13 protein-coding genes are annotated in these 15,706 nt (G+C 69.9%); 5 read left to right on the top strand and 8 right to left on the bottom strand.

The features are described 5' to 3' along the window. Nucleotides 1-76 precede the first annotated feature (76 nt). The 6 genes from ASD35_RS07820 to ASD35_RS07795 all read right to left on the bottom strand — a co-directional run bounded on the left by ASD35_RS07820 (nt 77) and on the right by ASD35_RS07795 (nt 8,666). Nucleotides 77-3,448, bottom strand: a complete 3,372-nt coding sequence (locus ASD35_RS07820) for an error-prone DNA polymerase (protein ID WP_235538269.1) — start codon at nt 3,446-3,448, stop codon at nt 77-79. 70 nt (nt 3,449-3,518) lie between these two features. Then, nucleotides 3,519-4,820, bottom strand: coding sequence for a DNA polymerase Y family protein (locus tag ASD35_RS07815; RefSeq protein ID WP_056874293.1), 1,302 nt, complete (start codon nt 4,818-4,820; stop codon nt 3,519-3,521). Then, the gene (locus ASD35_RS07810; protein WP_162254433.1) at nt 4,789-5,676 is read right to left on the bottom strand and encodes a recombinase RecA; all 888 of its coding nucleotides are present in this window, start codon (nt 5,674-5,676) and stop codon (nt 4,789-4,791) included. The genes ASD35_RS07815 and ASD35_RS07810 overlap by 32 nt, the downstream gene beginning before the upstream one ends. A 120-nt stretch (nt 5,677-5,796) precedes the next feature. Then, entirely contained in the window at nt 5,797-6,843 is a 1,047-nt protein-coding gene (locus tag ASD35_RS07805; RefSeq protein WP_056874291.1) for a serine/threonine protein kinase, read from the bottom strand. A gap of 27 nt (nt 6,844-6,870) precedes the next feature. Further along, a complete protein-coding gene (locus ASD35_RS07800; protein ID WP_056874290.1) occupies nt 6,871-7,776 on the bottom strand; it encodes a DUF2726 domain-containing protein in 906 nt (301 codons plus the stop codon). Nucleotides 7,777-7,871: 95 nt separating this feature from the next. Then, nucleotides 7,872-8,666 carry a GNAT family N-acetyltransferase gene (locus ASD35_RS07795; protein ID WP_082579983.1) on the bottom strand — a complete coding sequence of 265 codons (795 nt, stop codon included), beginning with the start codon at nt 8,664-8,666 and terminating at the stop codon, nt 7,872-7,874. 254 nt (nt 8,667-8,920) lie between these two features. Here ASD35_RS07795 and rplM point away from each other — a divergent pair, with 254 nt between their 5' ends. The 4 genes from rplM to mdtD all read left to right on the top strand — a co-directional run bounded on the left by rplM (nt 8,921) and on the right by mdtD (nt 11,721). Further along, nucleotides 8,921-9,349, top strand: coding sequence for a 50S ribosomal protein L13 (gene rplM / locus ASD35_RS07790; RefSeq protein WP_056203159.1), 429 nt, complete (start codon nt 8,921-8,923; stop codon nt 9,347-9,349). A 9-nt stretch (nt 9,350-9,358) separates the two neighbouring features. Next, on the top strand, nt 9,359-9,751 hold the full coding sequence (rpsI, locus tag ASD35_RS07785; RefSeq protein WP_056874289.1) for a 30S ribosomal protein S9: 393 nt from the start codon (nt 9,359-9,361) through the stop codon (nt 9,749-9,751). Between the two features lie 99 nt (nt 9,752-9,850). Then, nucleotides 9,851-10,216 carry an iron-sulfur cluster insertion protein ErpA gene (erpA, locus tag ASD35_RS07780; RefSeq protein ID WP_056874288.1) on the top strand — a complete coding sequence of 122 codons (366 nt, stop codon included), beginning with the start codon at nt 9,851-9,853 and terminating at the stop codon, nt 10,214-10,216. Nucleotides 10,217-10,293: 77 nt separating this feature from the next. Further along, complete coding sequence (gene mdtD, locus ASD35_RS07775; RefSeq protein ID WP_200956011.1) at nt 10,294-11,721, top strand: multidrug transporter subunit MdtD; 1,428 nt, start codon at nt 10,294-10,296, stop codon at nt 11,719-11,721. Here the strand turns inward: mdtD and ASD35_RS07770 are convergent. After that, the gene (locus ASD35_RS07770) at nt 11,718-12,836 is read right to left on the bottom strand and encodes an anhydro-N-acetylmuramic acid kinase (protein WP_056874286.1); all 1,119 of its coding nucleotides are present in this window, start codon (nt 12,834-12,836) and stop codon (nt 11,718-11,720) included. The two genes, mdtD and ASD35_RS07770, sit on opposite strands and share 4 nt — an antisense overlap. Then, a complete protein-coding gene (locus ASD35_RS07765; protein WP_235538267.1) occupies nt 12,814-14,079 on the bottom strand; it encodes a M23 family metallopeptidase in 1,266 nt (421 codons plus the stop codon). The genes ASD35_RS07770 and ASD35_RS07765 overlap by 23 nt, the downstream gene beginning before the upstream one ends. 357 nt (nt 14,080-14,436) lie before the next feature. Between ASD35_RS07765 and tyrS the strand changes: the two genes are divergently transcribed. Next, nucleotides 14,437-15,663: a tyrosine--tRNA ligase gene (gene tyrS, locus ASD35_RS07760; protein ID WP_056874284.1), complete on the top strand. Its 1,227-nt coding sequence runs from the start codon at nt 14,437-14,439 to the stop codon at nt 15,661-15,663. The last annotated feature ends 43 nt before the right edge of the window (nt 15,664-15,706 follow it).

The raw sequence follows: 15,706 nt of genomic DNA, 5'->3' as shown, positions 1-15,706 counted from the left end.
TTGTGTCGCCAGATTAGGAACAGGGTAGCTCGCCAGATGAGCCAGAAGTTTGATGATCGTCAGTGGTTCCCCTGGTTCACCTGAAATCCCGACTCTCCGTCGGCAACCTCCCCAGCAGCGGGTTGAGGTTCTCGAAGCCCTGCGCCAGCAGGTGGCGCACGTCGCCATCGCCGCGTTGCCAGACGCCGTCCACGGCCAGCAGCCGCGCGCCGAGGATGGTGCTGCGGTGTTCCTCGTACACCTTGGGCCAGACGATGACCTGCACGTTGCCGGTCTCGTCTTCCAGCGTGACGAAGAGGGTGCCCTTGGCGGTTTGCGGCTTCTGCCGGCCGGTGACGATGCCGCAGGCGCGGGCGCGGCGGCCGCTCTTGAGCTTGTCGAGCTGGGCCGCCGTCAGCAAGCCCTGCTTGGCCAGGCGCGGGCGCAGCAGCGCCAGCGGGTGGCGGCGCAGCGTCAGGCCGGTGGCGGCGTAGTCCCACAGCACCTCCTCGCCCTCGGCGGCGGCGGGCAGGGCGAGGTCGTCCTCGGGCAGCAGGCTGCCTTGCAGCAGCGCCGGCATGGCATGCAGCGCCGAGGCCTGCCAGACCTGCTGGCGGCGGTGGCCGGCGAGTGAGGTGAGCGCGTCGGCGGCGGCGAGTTGCTGCATGTCCTGCTGCGTGAGGCGGGCGCGCAGGGCCAGGTCTTGCGGGTGGGCGAAGGCGCCGTCACGGCGGCGGGCTTTTTCGATGCGTTCGGCTGCGTCGTTGCCCAGGCCGCTGACGAGGCGCAGGCCGAGGCGGACGGCGGGCTGGTGCTGCCCCGGCCGCAGCTCCAGCGTGCTGTCCTTGTCGCTGTGGTTGACGTCGATGGATCGCACGTCCACGTCGTGCCGGCGAGCGTCCTGCACCAGCTGGCTGGGCGTGTAGAAGCCCAGCGGCTGCGAGTTCAGCAGCGCGCACAGGAAGGCCGCGGGTTCGTGGCATTTGAGCCAGGAGCTGACGTAGGTGAGCAGCGCGAAGCTGGCAGCGTGGGACTCGGGGAAGCCGTAGGAGGAGAAGCCCTTGATCTGGTCGAAGATGCGCTTGGCGAAGTCGTCGGTGTAGCCGCGCTTGCGCATGCCGTCGACGACTTTGTCGTAGTACTTCTCCAGCACGCCGGGGCGCTTCCAGGCGGCCATGGCCCGGCGCAGTTGATCGGCCTCGCCCGCGCTGAAGCCGGCCGCGATCATGGCCACCTGCATGACCTGCTCCTGGAAGATGGGCACGCCGCGCGTGCGCCACAGCGCGGCTTTCAGCGCTTCGCTCGGGTACTCAACCTCGTTTTCGGGCAGGGCGCGGTTCTTCAGGTACGGGTGCACCATGCCGCCCTCGATGGGGCCGGGCCGCACGATGGCGACTTCGATGACGAGGTCGTAGTAGTTGCGCGGCCGCAGGCGCGGCAGCATGGACATCTGCGCGCGGGACTCGATCTGGAAGACGCCGATGGTGTCGGCCTTGCAGATCATGTCGTAGGTCTTGTCGCAGCCCTGCGGGATGGTGGCCAGCTCGTAGGCCTGGCCCCGCAGGGGGTTGACGAGGTCGAAGCAGCGCTTGATGGCGGTGAGCATGCCCAGCGCCAGCACGTCGACCTTCATCATCTTCAGCTCGTCGATGTCGTCCTTGTCCCATTCGATGACGCTGCGGTTCTCCATCGTCGCGTTCTCGATGGGCACGAGGCGTTCCAGCGGTCCTTCCGTCAGCACGAAGCCGCCGACGTGCTGGCTCAGGTGGCGCGGCAGCCCGTTGAGCTGGCGGCCCAGCGTGATGAGCTGCTGCAGGCGCGGGTCGTCGTCGGCCAGGCCCAGTTTCTGGAGCAATGCCAGGCGATGTTCTTCGGGCAGCACCTGGGTGGACCAACCGCTGTGGTCGCTGCTCATCACGTCGAGCTGTTCCTCGCTGAAGCCCAGCGCCTTGCCGACGTCGCGGATCGCGCTCTTGGGGCGGTAGCAGATCACGACGGCGGTCAGCGCCGCGCGGTCGCGGCCGTATTTGTCGTAGAGGTACTGGATGACCAACTCACGGCGCTCGTGCTCGAAATCGACGTCGATGTCCGGCGGCTCGTTCCTCTCGCGGCTGATGAAGCGCTCGAACAGCAGCGTGCTTTCTTCCGGGTTCACCGAGGTGATTTCAAGGCAGTAGCAGACGACGCTGTTGGCCGCCGAGCCGCGGCCCTGGCAGAGGATGTCCTGGCTGCGGGCGAACCTCACCGTGTCGGCGACGGTCAGGAAGTAGTGCTCGTAGCGGAGGTCTTCGATCAGCTGGAGTTCGTGCTCGAGGCGGGCTCGCCATGCGTCCGTCAGCCCGGCGGGCCAGCGCTGGGCCGCGCCCTCGTAGGTCAGCGCGCGCAGGTGCTGCATGGCCGTGCGGCCGGGCGGGATCACTTCGCTGGGGTACTGGTAGCTGATCTCGTCGAGCCTGAACGTGCAGCGCGCCGCCACATGCAAGGTCTCTTGCATCAGCGCCTCGGGGTAGATGCGCGAGAGCCGGTAGCGGCTGCGCAGGTGCCGCTCGGCATTGGGCTGCAGGTCGAAGCCGCATTCGGCCACGGGGCGCCCCAGCCGCGTGGCCGTCATCACGTCCTGCAGGGCCTTGCGCGAGCGCACGTGGAAGTGCACGTCGCCCGTGACGACCAGCGGCAGGGCGGTGTCGTCGGACAGCGCCTGCAGGCGCTGCAGCCACAGCGCGTCGCTGGCCTCGCGCAGCAGCTCTACGGCCAGCCAGGCCCGGCCGGCGAAGTGGCGAAGCGCCCAGTGCGCGGGCGAAGCCAGCTCGGCGTCGCTGGCCTCGCGCGGCAGCACCAGCAGCGCCAGGCAGTCGACCAGCGTCTCGGGGGCGATCTGGCGCCAGTGCAGCGTGTACTCGCCCTTCACGGGGCTGGCGCGGCGCAGCCGGGTGATGAACTGGCTGAGGTTGCCGTAGCCGTTGAGGTTCTGCGCGATCAGCACGAGCTTGAAGCGCGGCGTGCCGGCGTCGTCGCGGACGAGGAACTCGCTGCCGATGAGCAGCTTCATCAGCTGCGGCTGCTCGATGTCGGCGTCCGGTTCGCCGGCTTCCTTCGCGGCCACCTTCAAGGCGTGGTGCGCCGCCTCGCGCATCTCGCGCAGCTGCTTGTGCGCGCGCACGACGCCGGCCAGCGAACACTCGTCGGTGATGGCCAGGGCCTCGTAGCCTTGGGTGACGGCCCGCTCCACCAGCTCCTGCGGTTCGGACGCGCCGCGCAGGAAGCTGAAGGCCGTCAGGCAGTGCAGCTCGGCGTAGCGCGGCAGCTCGCGGGGTGGGGCTGCCGCCGGGCCGGCACGGCCATGAGGGGCGGAGGAAGCGCCGGGTGGCTGCAGCGCGTCGGCGGCGCGGCGCATGTCGGCGTCCGACTCGAAACCCAGCCGGCGCAGCTCGTGCAAGCGCTCGTCGCGGTCGGATTGCGGCGGGCTCATTGGTGCTCCCTTCGCGCTTCGCGCTGCGCCGCCAGGCGGGAATGAGCCCCTTCGGGCGGCCGTGAGGGGCTCATGCGAACACCCCATGCAGGAACCATCCGCTCGTCGCAGCGGCCGCGTCGGGCAGCCGCTCGTGATAGACCCACAGCAGCCCGCGGGCGGCACTGCGGTAGATGTAGTAGTCGCGCGTCTGCAGCCCGCCGGCCTGCCACCAGCCGGCCTCGATGCGGTGCGGCCCGCTGACGCGCGCCAGCGGCCCGGCGTACAGCGGCTGCTCCTGCGCATCGCAGCGCAGCGGCTGGGGCGGCTCGACGAGCCAGGTGGGCTGCGGCCCCGGCGGGCGGCGCACGGCGGGGCAGGGCGGCGCCGGCCAGGCCTGCCAGCGCTGCATCTCGGCCAGCCGGTGGTCTTCGTGCAGCCGGCCCTCGCGCACCTGGCCGGCGCCCAGGCGCACCGACAGCCGCTCCAGCAGCGCGTTCGTCGTCGCGCGCTCTTGTGGATCCTGGGCTCCGCCATGGCCGGGCAGCAGGCTGCTGCTGGCCTCCTCCAGCGGCAGCACCGCGTCGGCGCTGAGGCTGATCTCGCCGGCCGGCGCGGCCAATGTCGTGCGGGCCAGGTGCTCGCCCAACAGGCGCGTCAGGCGGCGCATGTCGCGGGTCGTGTCGGCGGTGGCGATGCTCAGCTCGCCGCTGCCGGCCACGTCGCGCGCGCGCATGGCGTCGTGCTGCCAGGCCAGGCGCAGCGCACGCACGCCGGCGTGGCGGGCGGCGAGGAAGGCGCAGAGCTGGCGCAGCAGCGCCTCGGCAAAGTGCAGCAGCACCGGCGCATGCTCCACGCGGTAGGGCAGCTCCAGCCGCGCGTCGAAGCGCTCGGGCAGCGTCAGCCAGTCGTGCGCCTCGGGCAGCTCGCCATAGGCCTGGTCCAGCGCCGTCAGCAGCGCCGGGCCGAAGCGCCTGGCCAGCGCCGGGCGGGGCAGCCGGCGCAACTCGCCCAGCCGCTGGCAGCCCAGGCGTGCCAGCATGGCCTGGTGCGCGTGGGCGGCGCTCAGGGCCGAGAGCGGCAGGGCGTCGAGTCGCTCGCCGAGCCGGCCCTGGCGGGGCGGCGGGGCCGCGCGCGCCAGCGCCAGCGCGGCCAGCGCCGTCGGCGCCCAGGCGGTGGCGCCCAGGGCCAGGCCCGCCAGCGCGGCACGGGCCTGCAGGCGCTGGCGCAGCGCCCTGGCACCGCCGAACAGGCGCAGGCTGCTCGACACCTCGGCAACGACGGCCTCCTCCAGCCGCGCGACCCGCGGCGTGAAGCTCAGCGCCAGCCAGCCCAGGGCGTCGATGTCTTGGCCCGGCGCATCAGGCGTGCTGCACAGGGCGAGCCAGCGCATGCGGGCGCTCCGTCGGAGGGCTGACCGGCGCCGGGGCGGGGTCCGGCACGGGGGCGGGCAGGGGCTTGCGCTTGGCTGCCGTCAGCAGCGGCTCGACCGCGCCCGGCACGGCCGGCAACGCCAGCCAACCCTCGTGCGCCGGCCCGCGGCGCTTGAGCAGATGCACCTGCAAGTCCCAGCCCTCGCCAGGCTTGACGACCAGGCGCAGTGGCGCCGCCGAGGACTGCTGTCCCGCGCGCTCGGGCCGCATCAGGAAGACCGGCGCGTCCGAACCCAGCGCGCTGACCTGCAGGCGCCGGATCTGCTCGGGCCGCGCCTCGGGCAGCCAGGCCAGCACGGCAACGCGCGACTTGATGGCCTGTTCGGCGGCCCAGAGTGCCTGTGCCGGCGTGCCGGCCGCCACCCAGATCAGCGCCGATGCCGGCAAACCCAGGGCCTGCAGCCCCGGCAGGTGCGGCGTGTGCGGCGGGTTGACGAGCAGCAGCGTGCGCATCGCCGCTGCCGGCGCGGCTGCGCGTGAACGCCGCCCCGGCCGCCCCGGCTGGGCGGGGGGCAGCGCCTGGCTGGCCCACCAGGCCCGCAGGCCCGGTGCCAGCAGGCGCCACTCCAGCACGCCCGGCTGCGGCGTCAGCAGTTCCACCGCCGCACGGGTGGGCCAGCCACCGCCCGGCAGTTCGGCATCCAGGGCCGCGAAGCCGCTGGGCAGCGTCGGGTCGGCCGAGGTGCTCAGGCTGCTGCCGCGCCACAGCCGGCCTTGCCATTGAGCTTCCAACGGCAGCGCGCCGGGCGGGCTCGTCAACAGCGGATGCCCGGCATGAGGCGGGCTGACAGAGGAGGGCAGGGGAGCGGACAACATGGCCGGGCAGACAACAAGCGGGGAAGAAACCGGAGCCTGGATGAGACCACAATACTGTATGCATATCCAGTATTTTCGGCCAATCGCTCCGACGTGCCCGTTAGTGCCGGCCTCGCCGCCTCATGAAAACCCGTCGCCGTCGAAGTCCACGGCATCCTCGTCCCGCGCCAGTGTGGGCGGCGCATCCCGGGGCTTCATGGCCTCCAGTTGCTCCCGCAGCTTGGCGACCTGATCCAGCCAGTAGTTGGGGGTGCCGAACCAGGGGAAGGCGAGCGGGAAGGCCGGGTCGCCCCAGCGGCGCGCCAGCCAGGCGCTGTGGTGGATCATGCGCATCGTGCGCAGCGGCTCAATGAGGCGCAGTTCGCGGTCGTCGAATTCGGCGATCTGCTCGTAGCCGTCCAGCACCGCGTTGAGCAAGCTGCGCGCCGCATCCGGTTCGCCGGGCAGCAGCATCCACAGGTCTTGCACGACCGGGCCCATGACGGCGTCGTCCAGGTCGACGAAATGCGGCCCGCGGTCCGGAGTCCACAGGATGTTGCCCGGGTGGCAGTCGCCGTGCAGGCGGGTCAGCTGCAGGTCGGGCAGGCTGTCGAAGGCGGCCTGGATGGACGCGATGCAGCGGCGCGCAATTTCGTCCCACTGCGGGACGATCTCGGCCGGGATGGCGCCGTTGGCCATCAGCCAGTCCCGCGCCACCTGGGCCGGCGCGGCGCTGGCCCAGCTGAGGCGCTCGGCAAACGGCCGCTGGCGCCCGACGCCGTGCAGCCGCGCCAGCAGGCGGCCGATCCAGCGCAGCACCTCGGGGTCTTCCAGCTCCGGCCCGCGGCCGCCCTGGCGCGGCGTGACGGCCAGGCGCTGGCCCTGGTGGTGGAAGAGCGTCGAGCCGCCGGCCAGCGTCCACGGCGCGGCCACCGGCACTTCGGCGGCGGCCAGCTCGGCGGCGAAGGCATGCTCTTCCAGGATCTGCGCGTCGCTCCAGCGCCGGGGCCGGTAGAACTTGGCGACGGCCGCACCGCCATCCTCCAGGTGCAGCATCAGCACGCGGTTCTCGAAGGAGTTGAGCTGCAGCAGCCGGCCGTCGGCACGCAGGCCGGCCGCGTCCAGCGCGTCAAGCATGAACTCGGGCGTCAGGTCGCCGAAGCTGAGGTCAGGGGTCGCGTCATGCATCCGGCGAGTGTCGCCGGTCGGGCGTTCTCAGCCGCGCCGCGGGCGCTGGGTCGCGTAGCGCGGGGCGTCGACGACCACGCCGACGATGTCGTCCAGCATCGCCTCGTCATCCGCATCGTCCAGCACCGGCAGGTTGCGCGGGTTGTAGCGCCCCGGGTCCATGCTGCGTTGGGGCGCGAGGCGTTGCGGCAACTGCGCGGCAGGGGCGGGCACGCGCGGGCGGCGCTCGCTGAAGCCGTCGCCGTGGCCGCCGAAGACATGGGCGTCCTGCCACAGCGGCAGGGGTTGGGAGAACTGGCCCCAGTCGCTGCCGTAGTCTTCCTCGCTGCCGCCGACCGCGCTGCCGCGCCGGCGCGGCAGGCTGGCGGTGGCCGCCGGCGCGGGCAGCGGGCCGCGCGGGTTGCTGCCCTGGGGCACCAGCAGCTGCAGCTCGGCGACGCTGGGCAACTGGTCCGGCGCGCAGCGCAGGTAGCGCACCCGGCAGGCGGACAGCACCGCATGCTTGATCTGCAGGCTGCGCGGTGTGACGCCGCGCTCGCCTTCCAGGTCGATGGCGGCCAGCACGCGGCCGTTGGGGCTGCAGACCGCAAAGGTCACATGGGAGGCGCCGAGCAGGTCGAACCAGTAGCGCACTTCCTTGGCCTCGGTCGGCTGGCAAAAGCGCACCAGCGGCAGCTTGGACAGCACGACGTGATGCGGCAGCGCCTCGCGCAGCAGGCGGAAGATGCGCCGCTCATCGGTGGTGAAAACCGGCCGGGCCGTGAGTGACCACTCCGCGGGCAGGCCTTTGTTGGCGTACGCCGGCCGACGCAGCGCCCAGACCAAGCTGATTGCCAGGCCCAACACGCATGCAGCCAGCGCTGCGATCCAATAGATGGCGTACGGCATGTCCTCGGGGAGTTGGACGTCGTCGCCGACGGATGCGCGGCGCATTAGGAGTTCAATGTAGCGTAATCAGGTGACAGGTAATTACTCGCTATTCCCGATTCCCCCAGTCTGAGGGGGCGGGTGCCGCGCCGCGCTCGATTTCACTCCTTGGCAGCGCGCCCGGACGCATCGAAATGGGCTTTCACCTCGGCCACGCTGTCGACGAAGCCGCTCAACACCTGCGCCTGGCGCTTGAACTGGAAGTCCAGTTCGCTGAGGTGCCGCTCCAGCGCCTGTTCGACCTGGGAGCCGAAGGTCTCCGGCGGCAGGCGCAGCCAGGCCGCGGACTCGCCACCGTCCCGCTCGACGATGGCGCCGGCCGCGGTCGCGATGCGCAACATCGGGCGGTTCTCGCTCAGCGCATGGATGAAGAGGGTGTCGATGCCGCGGTTGCGGGCGTGCAGCGCGGCGGCGTCGAACAGCCGCCGGCCGAGGCCGCGACCACGTGACTGCGGCAGCACCGAAACGCCGAACTCGGCCATCGTTCGGTTGGGGTCGCCCGGCACCGGCTGGCCGTACGCCAGATGCGCCATGGCGACCAGCTGCAGGCGGCGGCTGAAGATGCCCAGCACCTCGTCGCGGGCGAAGTCGATGCTGAGCGCGTACTTGCGGATCTGCTCGTCCGAGGCCGGGTAGCCGAAGCGCAGGTAGCGGTCGCGGTCCTCCAGCGCCAGCAGGTGGTCGATGATGCGATGGCGGTGGCGCCTGGCCAGCGAGCGGATGGGCACCCAGGTCGCCAGCCGCCCGAGCGCAGCGCGGGCGCTGGCCAGCGCGCCGCCGCTGGGCTCGGTGGCCGGCGGATGGGGGTCCGGGCCGAAGGCCGACAGCTCGTGATCCCAGTCCGTTGCCGGATCGGCGGGCGGCGCTGCTGGGGCGGAGGGCGGTTTGGAGGGCATGGCAGGACGCAAGCGGGATGTGTCGAGCGTAGCTGGTCGTGCCCTTTCAAACCAGAATCCAAGCTGCTACACTCGCGGGCTTTTCCGTCAAAAGGCTGCGGGAAAGAAACTGAGGCCCGCGTCGCCGTGCAAACGAGTCGAGAAAACGAGCGGGCTGCGCCGAGAGGTTGTGCATCCATGACACAGCACCGAAGCCAGTCGAAATTCAGCCATCCATTGCCGGTTCTTGAGAGCCGGCACAGCGAAAGCAACTCATGAAGACCTTCAGCGCCAAGCCGGCCGAGGTGACGCACGAGTGGTTTGTGATTGACGCCACCGACAAGGTGCTCGGACGTGTTGCCAGCGAAGTGGCACTCCGTTTGCGCGGCAAGCACAAGGCCATTTACACGCCTCACGTGGACACCGGTGATTTCATCGTCATCGTCAACGCGGAAAAGCTCCGTGTGACCGGCAACAAGGCCACCGACAAGGTGTACTACCGTCACAGCGGCTTCCCCGGTGGCATCTACGCCACGAAGTTCAAGGACATGCAAGCCAAGCACCCCGGCCGCGCGCTGGAGAAGGCCGTCAAGGGCATGCTGCCCAAGGGCCCGCTCGGCTACGCGATGGTCAAGAAGCTGAAGGTCTATGCCGGCCCGACGCACCCGCATACCGCCCAGCAGCCCAAGGCTCTCGAGATCTAAGGAACGGCCATGATCGGAAACTGGAATTACGGTACGGGCCGTCGCAAGTCGTCGGTCGCTCGCGTCTTCATGAAGAAGGGCACGGGCCAGATCATCGTCAATGGCAAGGCCATCGACGCTTACTTCGGTCGTCAGACCTCCATCATGATCGCCAAGCAGCCCCTGCTGCTGACGAACAACGGTGAAGCGTTCGACATCAAGGTGAACGTGCATGGCGGTGGCGAGTCGGGTCAAGCCGGCGCGCTGCGCCTGGGCATCACCCGCGCGCTGATCGACTACGACGCAACGCTGAAGCCCGAACTGAGCCGCGCCGGCTTCGTCACGCGTGACGCGCGTGAAGTCGAGCGTAAGAAGGTCGGCCTGCACGGCGCCCGTCGTCGCAAGCAGTTCAGCAAGCGTTAATTTCTGCGCTTGGATACAAAAGGCCGCTTCGAGCGGCCTTTTGTTTTTGCGCGGACAATCCCCATATTCGTCTCTGGACAGATTCACAGGAGCCTCGCCATGAGCGCCGTGCTTGATACCCCCGTCACCGACATTCCCGTGCCCCTGGTCTTCACCGACAGCGCCGCCGACAAGGTGCGTGACCTGGTGGCCGAGGAAGGCAACCCCGACCTGAAGCTGCGCGTGTTCGTGCAGGGCGGCGGCTGCTCCGGCTTCCAGTACGGCTTCACCTTCGACGAGGCGGTCAACGACGACGACACGCAGATGCAGAAGAACGGCGTGACGCTGCTGATCGACTCGATGAGCCTGCAGTACCTGATGGGCGCCGAGATCGACTACAAGGAAGATCTGCAGGGCGCGCAGTTCGTCATCAAGAACCCGAACGCCACGACGACCTGCGGATGCGGCTCCAGCTTTTCAGCCTGAGCGTGCGTCCTGCCCTTCGTTGAGAAGCCGCCCTTGGGCGGCTTTCTGCTTTTCTGACCATGGCCTCTGCCTTGCCCATGCCGGACCCTCGACTGGCGCGCACGGAGCGCATGCTCCTGTGGCTGGTGGCGCTGGGCTTCTTCATGCAGACGCTGGACGCCACCATCGTCAACACGGCGCTGCCGGCGATGGCGCGCAGCCTGGGCGAAAGCCCGCTGCGCATGCAGTCGGTCGTCGTCGCCTATTCGCTGACGATGGCCATGCTGATTCCGGCCACCGGCTGGCTGGCGGACCGCTTCGGCACGCGCCGTGTCTACATCGGGGCCATCGTGCTGTTCGTGCTCGGCTCGGTGCTGTGCGCGCTGGCGCCGGATCTGAACCTGCTCGTCGCTGCGCGTGTCGTGCAGGGGGCGGGTGGCGCGATGCTGCTGCCGGTCGGCCGGCTGGTGGTGTTGCGGACGATCCCGCGTGAGCGCTTCCTGCAGGCGATGAGCTTCGTGGCCATCCCCGGCCTCGTTGGCCCTCTGCTCGGGCCCACGCTGGGCGGCTGGCTGGTCGAGGTGGCGTCCTGGCACTGGATCTTCCTGATCAACGTGCCGGTCGGCGTCATCGGCGTGCTCGCCACGCTGAGATTCATGCCGATACCGGCGCCCGTGGCGTTCAAGCGCTTCGACTTGGCGGGCTATGTACTGCTGGCCTTCGGCATGGTGGCGGTGTCTCTGGCGCTGGACGGGCTGTCGGGGCTGGGCCTGCGCCAGGCCTCGGTGCTGTTCCTGATGATCTTCGGCCTGGCGAGCCTGACGGCGTATTGGCTGCACGCGCTGCGTCGGCCCGACCCGTTGTTCTCGCCGCAGCTGTTCCGCGTCGGCTCGCTGCGCATCGGGCTGCTGGGCAACCTGTTCTCGCGCCTGGGCAGCTCCTGCATGCCCTTCCTGATCCCGTTGCTGCTGCAGGTGACCATGGGTTACTCGCCCGCCCAGGCCGGCATGATGATGCTGCCGATCGCACTGGCCAGCATGTCGATGAAGCGCGTGACGACGCCGCTCATCGTCCGCCATGGCTACCGCCGCGTGCTGGTGGTCAACACCTTGCTCGTCGGGCTGGCGATGGCGACCTTCGCGCTCGTCTGGCCCGGGCAGCCACTGGCGTTGACGATCGCTCAGCTGGCCCTCTTCGGCGCCGTCAACTCCATGCAGTTCACCGCGATGAACACGCTGACGCTGAAGGACTTGGAGCCCGGTACGGCCAGCAGCGGCAACAGCCTGCTGTCGATGGTGCAGATGCTGGCGATGGGCATGGGCGTGGCCGCCGCGGGTGCCGTGTTGGCGGCCTTCACGGCGCACTACGGCATGGACGGCGTGCAGACGCTGCAGGCCTTCCGCGCCAGCTTCGCCTGCATGGCGCTCATCACGATGGCCTCGGCCGCGATCTTCTGGCAGCTCGCGCCGGAGGACAGCCGCGCCGTGCCGGCGAGCCGCGAGCAGGACGTGCCGGAGCCGGGTTAGGCCGGGTACAGGGCGCCCAGGCGACGCCGCCCGGCGGCGCCGGTGACGGCGGGCAGGTTGCCCGGCTGGTGCGTGACGAAGCAATGGGCCAGCCAGGCGAAGGCAGCCGCCTCGACTTGGTCGACGGGCAGCCCGCGGTCGGCACTCGACTGGACCTGCACGCCCGGCAGCAGTTCGGCCAGGCGCCGCATCAGCGCGCCGTTGCGCGCCCCGCCGCCGCAGGCGATCAGCGTGCGCGCTTGCGGCATCTGCGCCTTCAGCGCGTCGGCCGCCGTGCGGGCGCTCAGCTCGAGCAGCGTGGCCTGTACGTCCTCGGGGCGCTGGCCGGGCTTCAGCCGCGCCTGCAGCCATGCCGGGTGGAAGAGGTCGCGCCCGGTGCTCTTGGGCGGCGGCAGCGTGAAAAAGGGCTCCGCCAGCAGCGCGGTCAACAACTCCGGCAAGACCTGGCCGGTGGCCGCCCAGGCACCGCCCGTGTCGTAGGCCAGGCCGCGGTGGCTGGCGATCCAGCCGTCCATCAGGCAGTTGGCCGGGCCGCAGTCGAAGCCGCCGGTGCGGCCGTCCGCGAACAGCAGGCTGAGATTGCCGATGCCGCCGAGGTTGAGGGCGGCGACGTCCGCGTCCGGCGCGCCGAAGACCGCGCGGTGGAAGGCCGGCACCAGCGGCGCGCCCTGGCCGCCGGCGGCCACGTCGCGGCTGCGCAGGTCGCAGACGACGTCGATGCCGGCCTGCTCGGCCAGCAGTGCGCCGTTCAGCAGCTGCGTCGTGTAGCCGTCGAAGCCGCCGGGCCGGTGGCGCACCGTCTGGCCGTGTGCGCCGATTGCGGCCACCTCGTCGCGGCGCGTGCCTGTCGCTTCGAGCAGCTGTGCCACGACATCGGCATAGCCGCGCGCGACGGCGTTGGCCGCCAGCGCGGCGCGGTGCAGTTCGTTGTCGCCCGGCGTGTTCAGCGCGAGCAGCTCGTCGCGCAGCGCCGGGGAGAAGGGGGCGTGTACATGGCCGGTGACGACCAGTGCCTGCGCGTCGAAGAGGACGCCATCGATGCCGTCGAGCGAAGTGCCCGACATCAGCCCGATGTAGGGCCGACGATCGGGATCAGTCGGCGGCGGAGACGCCATCCATCGTTTCCGCGACGGCCAGCTGGGTCTTCACGCTGGCGACGGTCTGCTGGAACTGCGCCTTGGCGTAGTTGGGCAGCGTGATGGCCTCGGAGGCGCGGGCGATGGCGCGCGGGTCCATGTGGCGGCCGCCGACGCGGAACTCGAAGTGCAGGTGCGGGCCGGTGGCCCAGCCGGTGGCGCCCACGGCACCCAGGCGCTGGCCTTGCTCGATGCGCTGGCCCTTCTTCACGTCGATCTTGCTGAGGTGCGCGTAGACGGTCGTGCGGTCGCCCGCGTGGCGGACATGCACGACGTTGCCGAAGCCGTTCTGCCAGCCTGCCATCTCGACGACGCCGTCGCCGACCGAGCGCACCGCCGTGCCGGTCGGCGCGCCGTAGTCCACGCCGTTGTGCTGGCGCCAGGTGTTCAGGATGGGGTGGAAGCGCATCGCGAAGCCGCTGGTGATGCGGGAGAACTCCATCGGGCTGGCCAGGAAGGCGCGGCGCTTGCTCTGGCCGTCGAAGCCGTAGAAGCTGGCCTTGCCGGAGGCGCTGTCCTTGAAATAGACGGCCGAGTAGGTCTTGCCGTTGTTCGTGAACTCACCGGCCAGCAGGCGGCCGACGCCGCCGTCCCAGTTGATGGGCTCGCCATCGGCCGTCAGCGTCTCGTAGACGATGCTGAAGCGGTCGCCCTTGCGCAGTTCGCGGTGGAAGTCGATGTCGCCGGAGAACATGTCGGCCATCTGCGAGGCGATGGCATCGGGGATGTTGGCGTCGTCGGTGGCGGCGAACAGCGAGGTGCGGATGCTGCCGCTGCCGAGCGCGACCTGCGCCTGCAGTGGGGCGACCTCGGTGCGAGCGCGGAAGACCGTGCCGTCGCGTTCGATGGTGAGACGGGTGAAATGACTTGATTGCTGCTCGACCTTCTCGGCCGGGAAGCGCACGACGATCTTCTGCACCTGACCCGAGGCGTCGGCCGTCAGGTGGACCATCTTGCCGGCGCGGCCCTGCAGCACGCGGCGGCCCATGGGGTCGTTGCGCAGGAAGGCGGCGGCGGCCGGGTCGAAGGCGCCGGCGCGGCGCAGCAGGCTGTCAGGGGTGTCGCTGGAGCGGGTGGCCTCGGCGCGGGTCAGGCCGATGGCATGCGTCGCCAGCTCGTCGAGCTGGGCTTCGATGTCGGGGGCGGCCAGCGTCTGGATCAGCGTGCGGCGCGGCAGTTCGGCGGCGTCAGGCGCCATCGGCGCGATACCGAAGGCCGTCACGGCGAAGCAGCTCAGGGCGCCGACGACAGACGCGGTCAGGGCGCGGGGATGCTTGGCGGCAAAGGTTTCTACGCTTTTGAGTGCAGTTTGAAGCTGATGGAGACGTTTCTGGACTGCGGTCACGCTCGGCATCCCGGGGTTGTCGCTGGGGCAATCCCGGCCAGGCCGGTTGCATGCGAAGAGGCCGCGCAGTGGGCGATGCGGAGCGGCCCTAAAATCCATATCGGTTGTGCTGAAGCAACACCCCCGATTCGAAGGGTGAATTCTAACGGCTTTGTCCTACTCGACATGCCGGTTAACCCCGATAGATCAACAACTTAACAATTTCGCCCGCCTTTTGCGAGGCGGGAGACGCGCATGTCCGACGCCGCCCCATTTCCCATCACCGATGCCGTCCAGGAGGCGCTGGCCATCACCCGCCGCGGCGTCGACGAACTGCTGCCCGAAGCCGAATGGGTCAAGAAGCTGGCCCGCTCCGCCGCCACCGGTGTGCCGCTGCGCATCAAGCTGGGCCTGGACCCGACGGCGCCGGACATCCACGTGGGCCACACCGTGGTGCTCAACAAGATGCGTCAGCTGCAGGACCTGGGGCACCAGGTCATTTTCCTGATCGGCGACTTCACGTCGCTGATCGGCGATCCGTCCGGCCGCAACGCCACCCGCCCGCCGCTGACGCCCGAGCAGATCAAGGCCAACGCGGAGACGTACTACGCCCAGGCCAAGCTGGTGCTGGACCCGGCGCGCACCGAGATCCGCTACAACTCCGAGTGGAGCGAACCGCTGGGCGCAGCCGGGTTGATCCAGCTGGCGGCCAAGTACACGGTGGCGCGCATGCTGGAGCGCGACGACTTCACCAAGCGCTTCCACAGCCAGACGCCTATCTCGGTGCACGAGTTCCTCTACCCGCTCATGCAGGGCTACGACTCGGTGGCGCTGAAGAGCGACCTGGAGCTGGGCGGCACGGACCAGAAGTTCAACCTGCTGATGGGCCGCCACCTGCAGCAGGAATACGGCCAGGAGCCGCAGTGCATCCTGACCATGCCGCTGCTGGAGGGCCTGGACGGCGTCGAGAAGATGTCCAAGTCCAAGAACAACTACATCGGCATCACGGAGCCGGCCAACACCATGTTCGCCAAGATCCTGTCGATCAGCGACGTGCAGATGTGGAAGTGGTACGAGCTGCTGTCCTTCAAATCGATCGGCGAGATTGCCCAGCTCAAGACCGAGGTGGCAGGCGGGCGCAACCCGAAGGATGCCAAGGTGGCGCTGGCCAAGGAGATCACGGCGCGCTTCCACAGCACGGCGGCGGCGGACGCAGCCGAGGCCGACTTCAACAACCGCGCCAAGGGTGGCATCCCGGACGAGATTCCCGAAGTGCGCTTGAGCGGCGCGCCGCTGGGCATCGCCCAGGTGCTGAAGGCGGCCGGCCTGGTGGCGTCCACCAGCGAAGGCCTGCGCATGATCGAGCAGGGCGGCGTGCGCCGTTCGGGGGAGGTGCTGTCGGACAAGGGCCTGAAGCTGGACGCCGGCGAGCACGTGCTGCAGGTGGGCAAGCGCAAGTTCGCGCGCGTCGTGCTGGGCTGAGCCACGCCGGCTCGGAAAAAAGGGAGGCCGAGGCCTCCCTTGT

Source organism: Pelomonas sp. Root1444 (assembly GCF_001426885.1).
Taxonomy (GTDB): Bacteria; Pseudomonadota; Gammaproteobacteria; order Burkholderiales; family Burkholderiaceae_C; genus Pelomonas.
The sequence above is the reverse complement of the archived record's forward strand: the minus strand, read 5'-3'. Positions and strand labels throughout refer to the sequence as shown.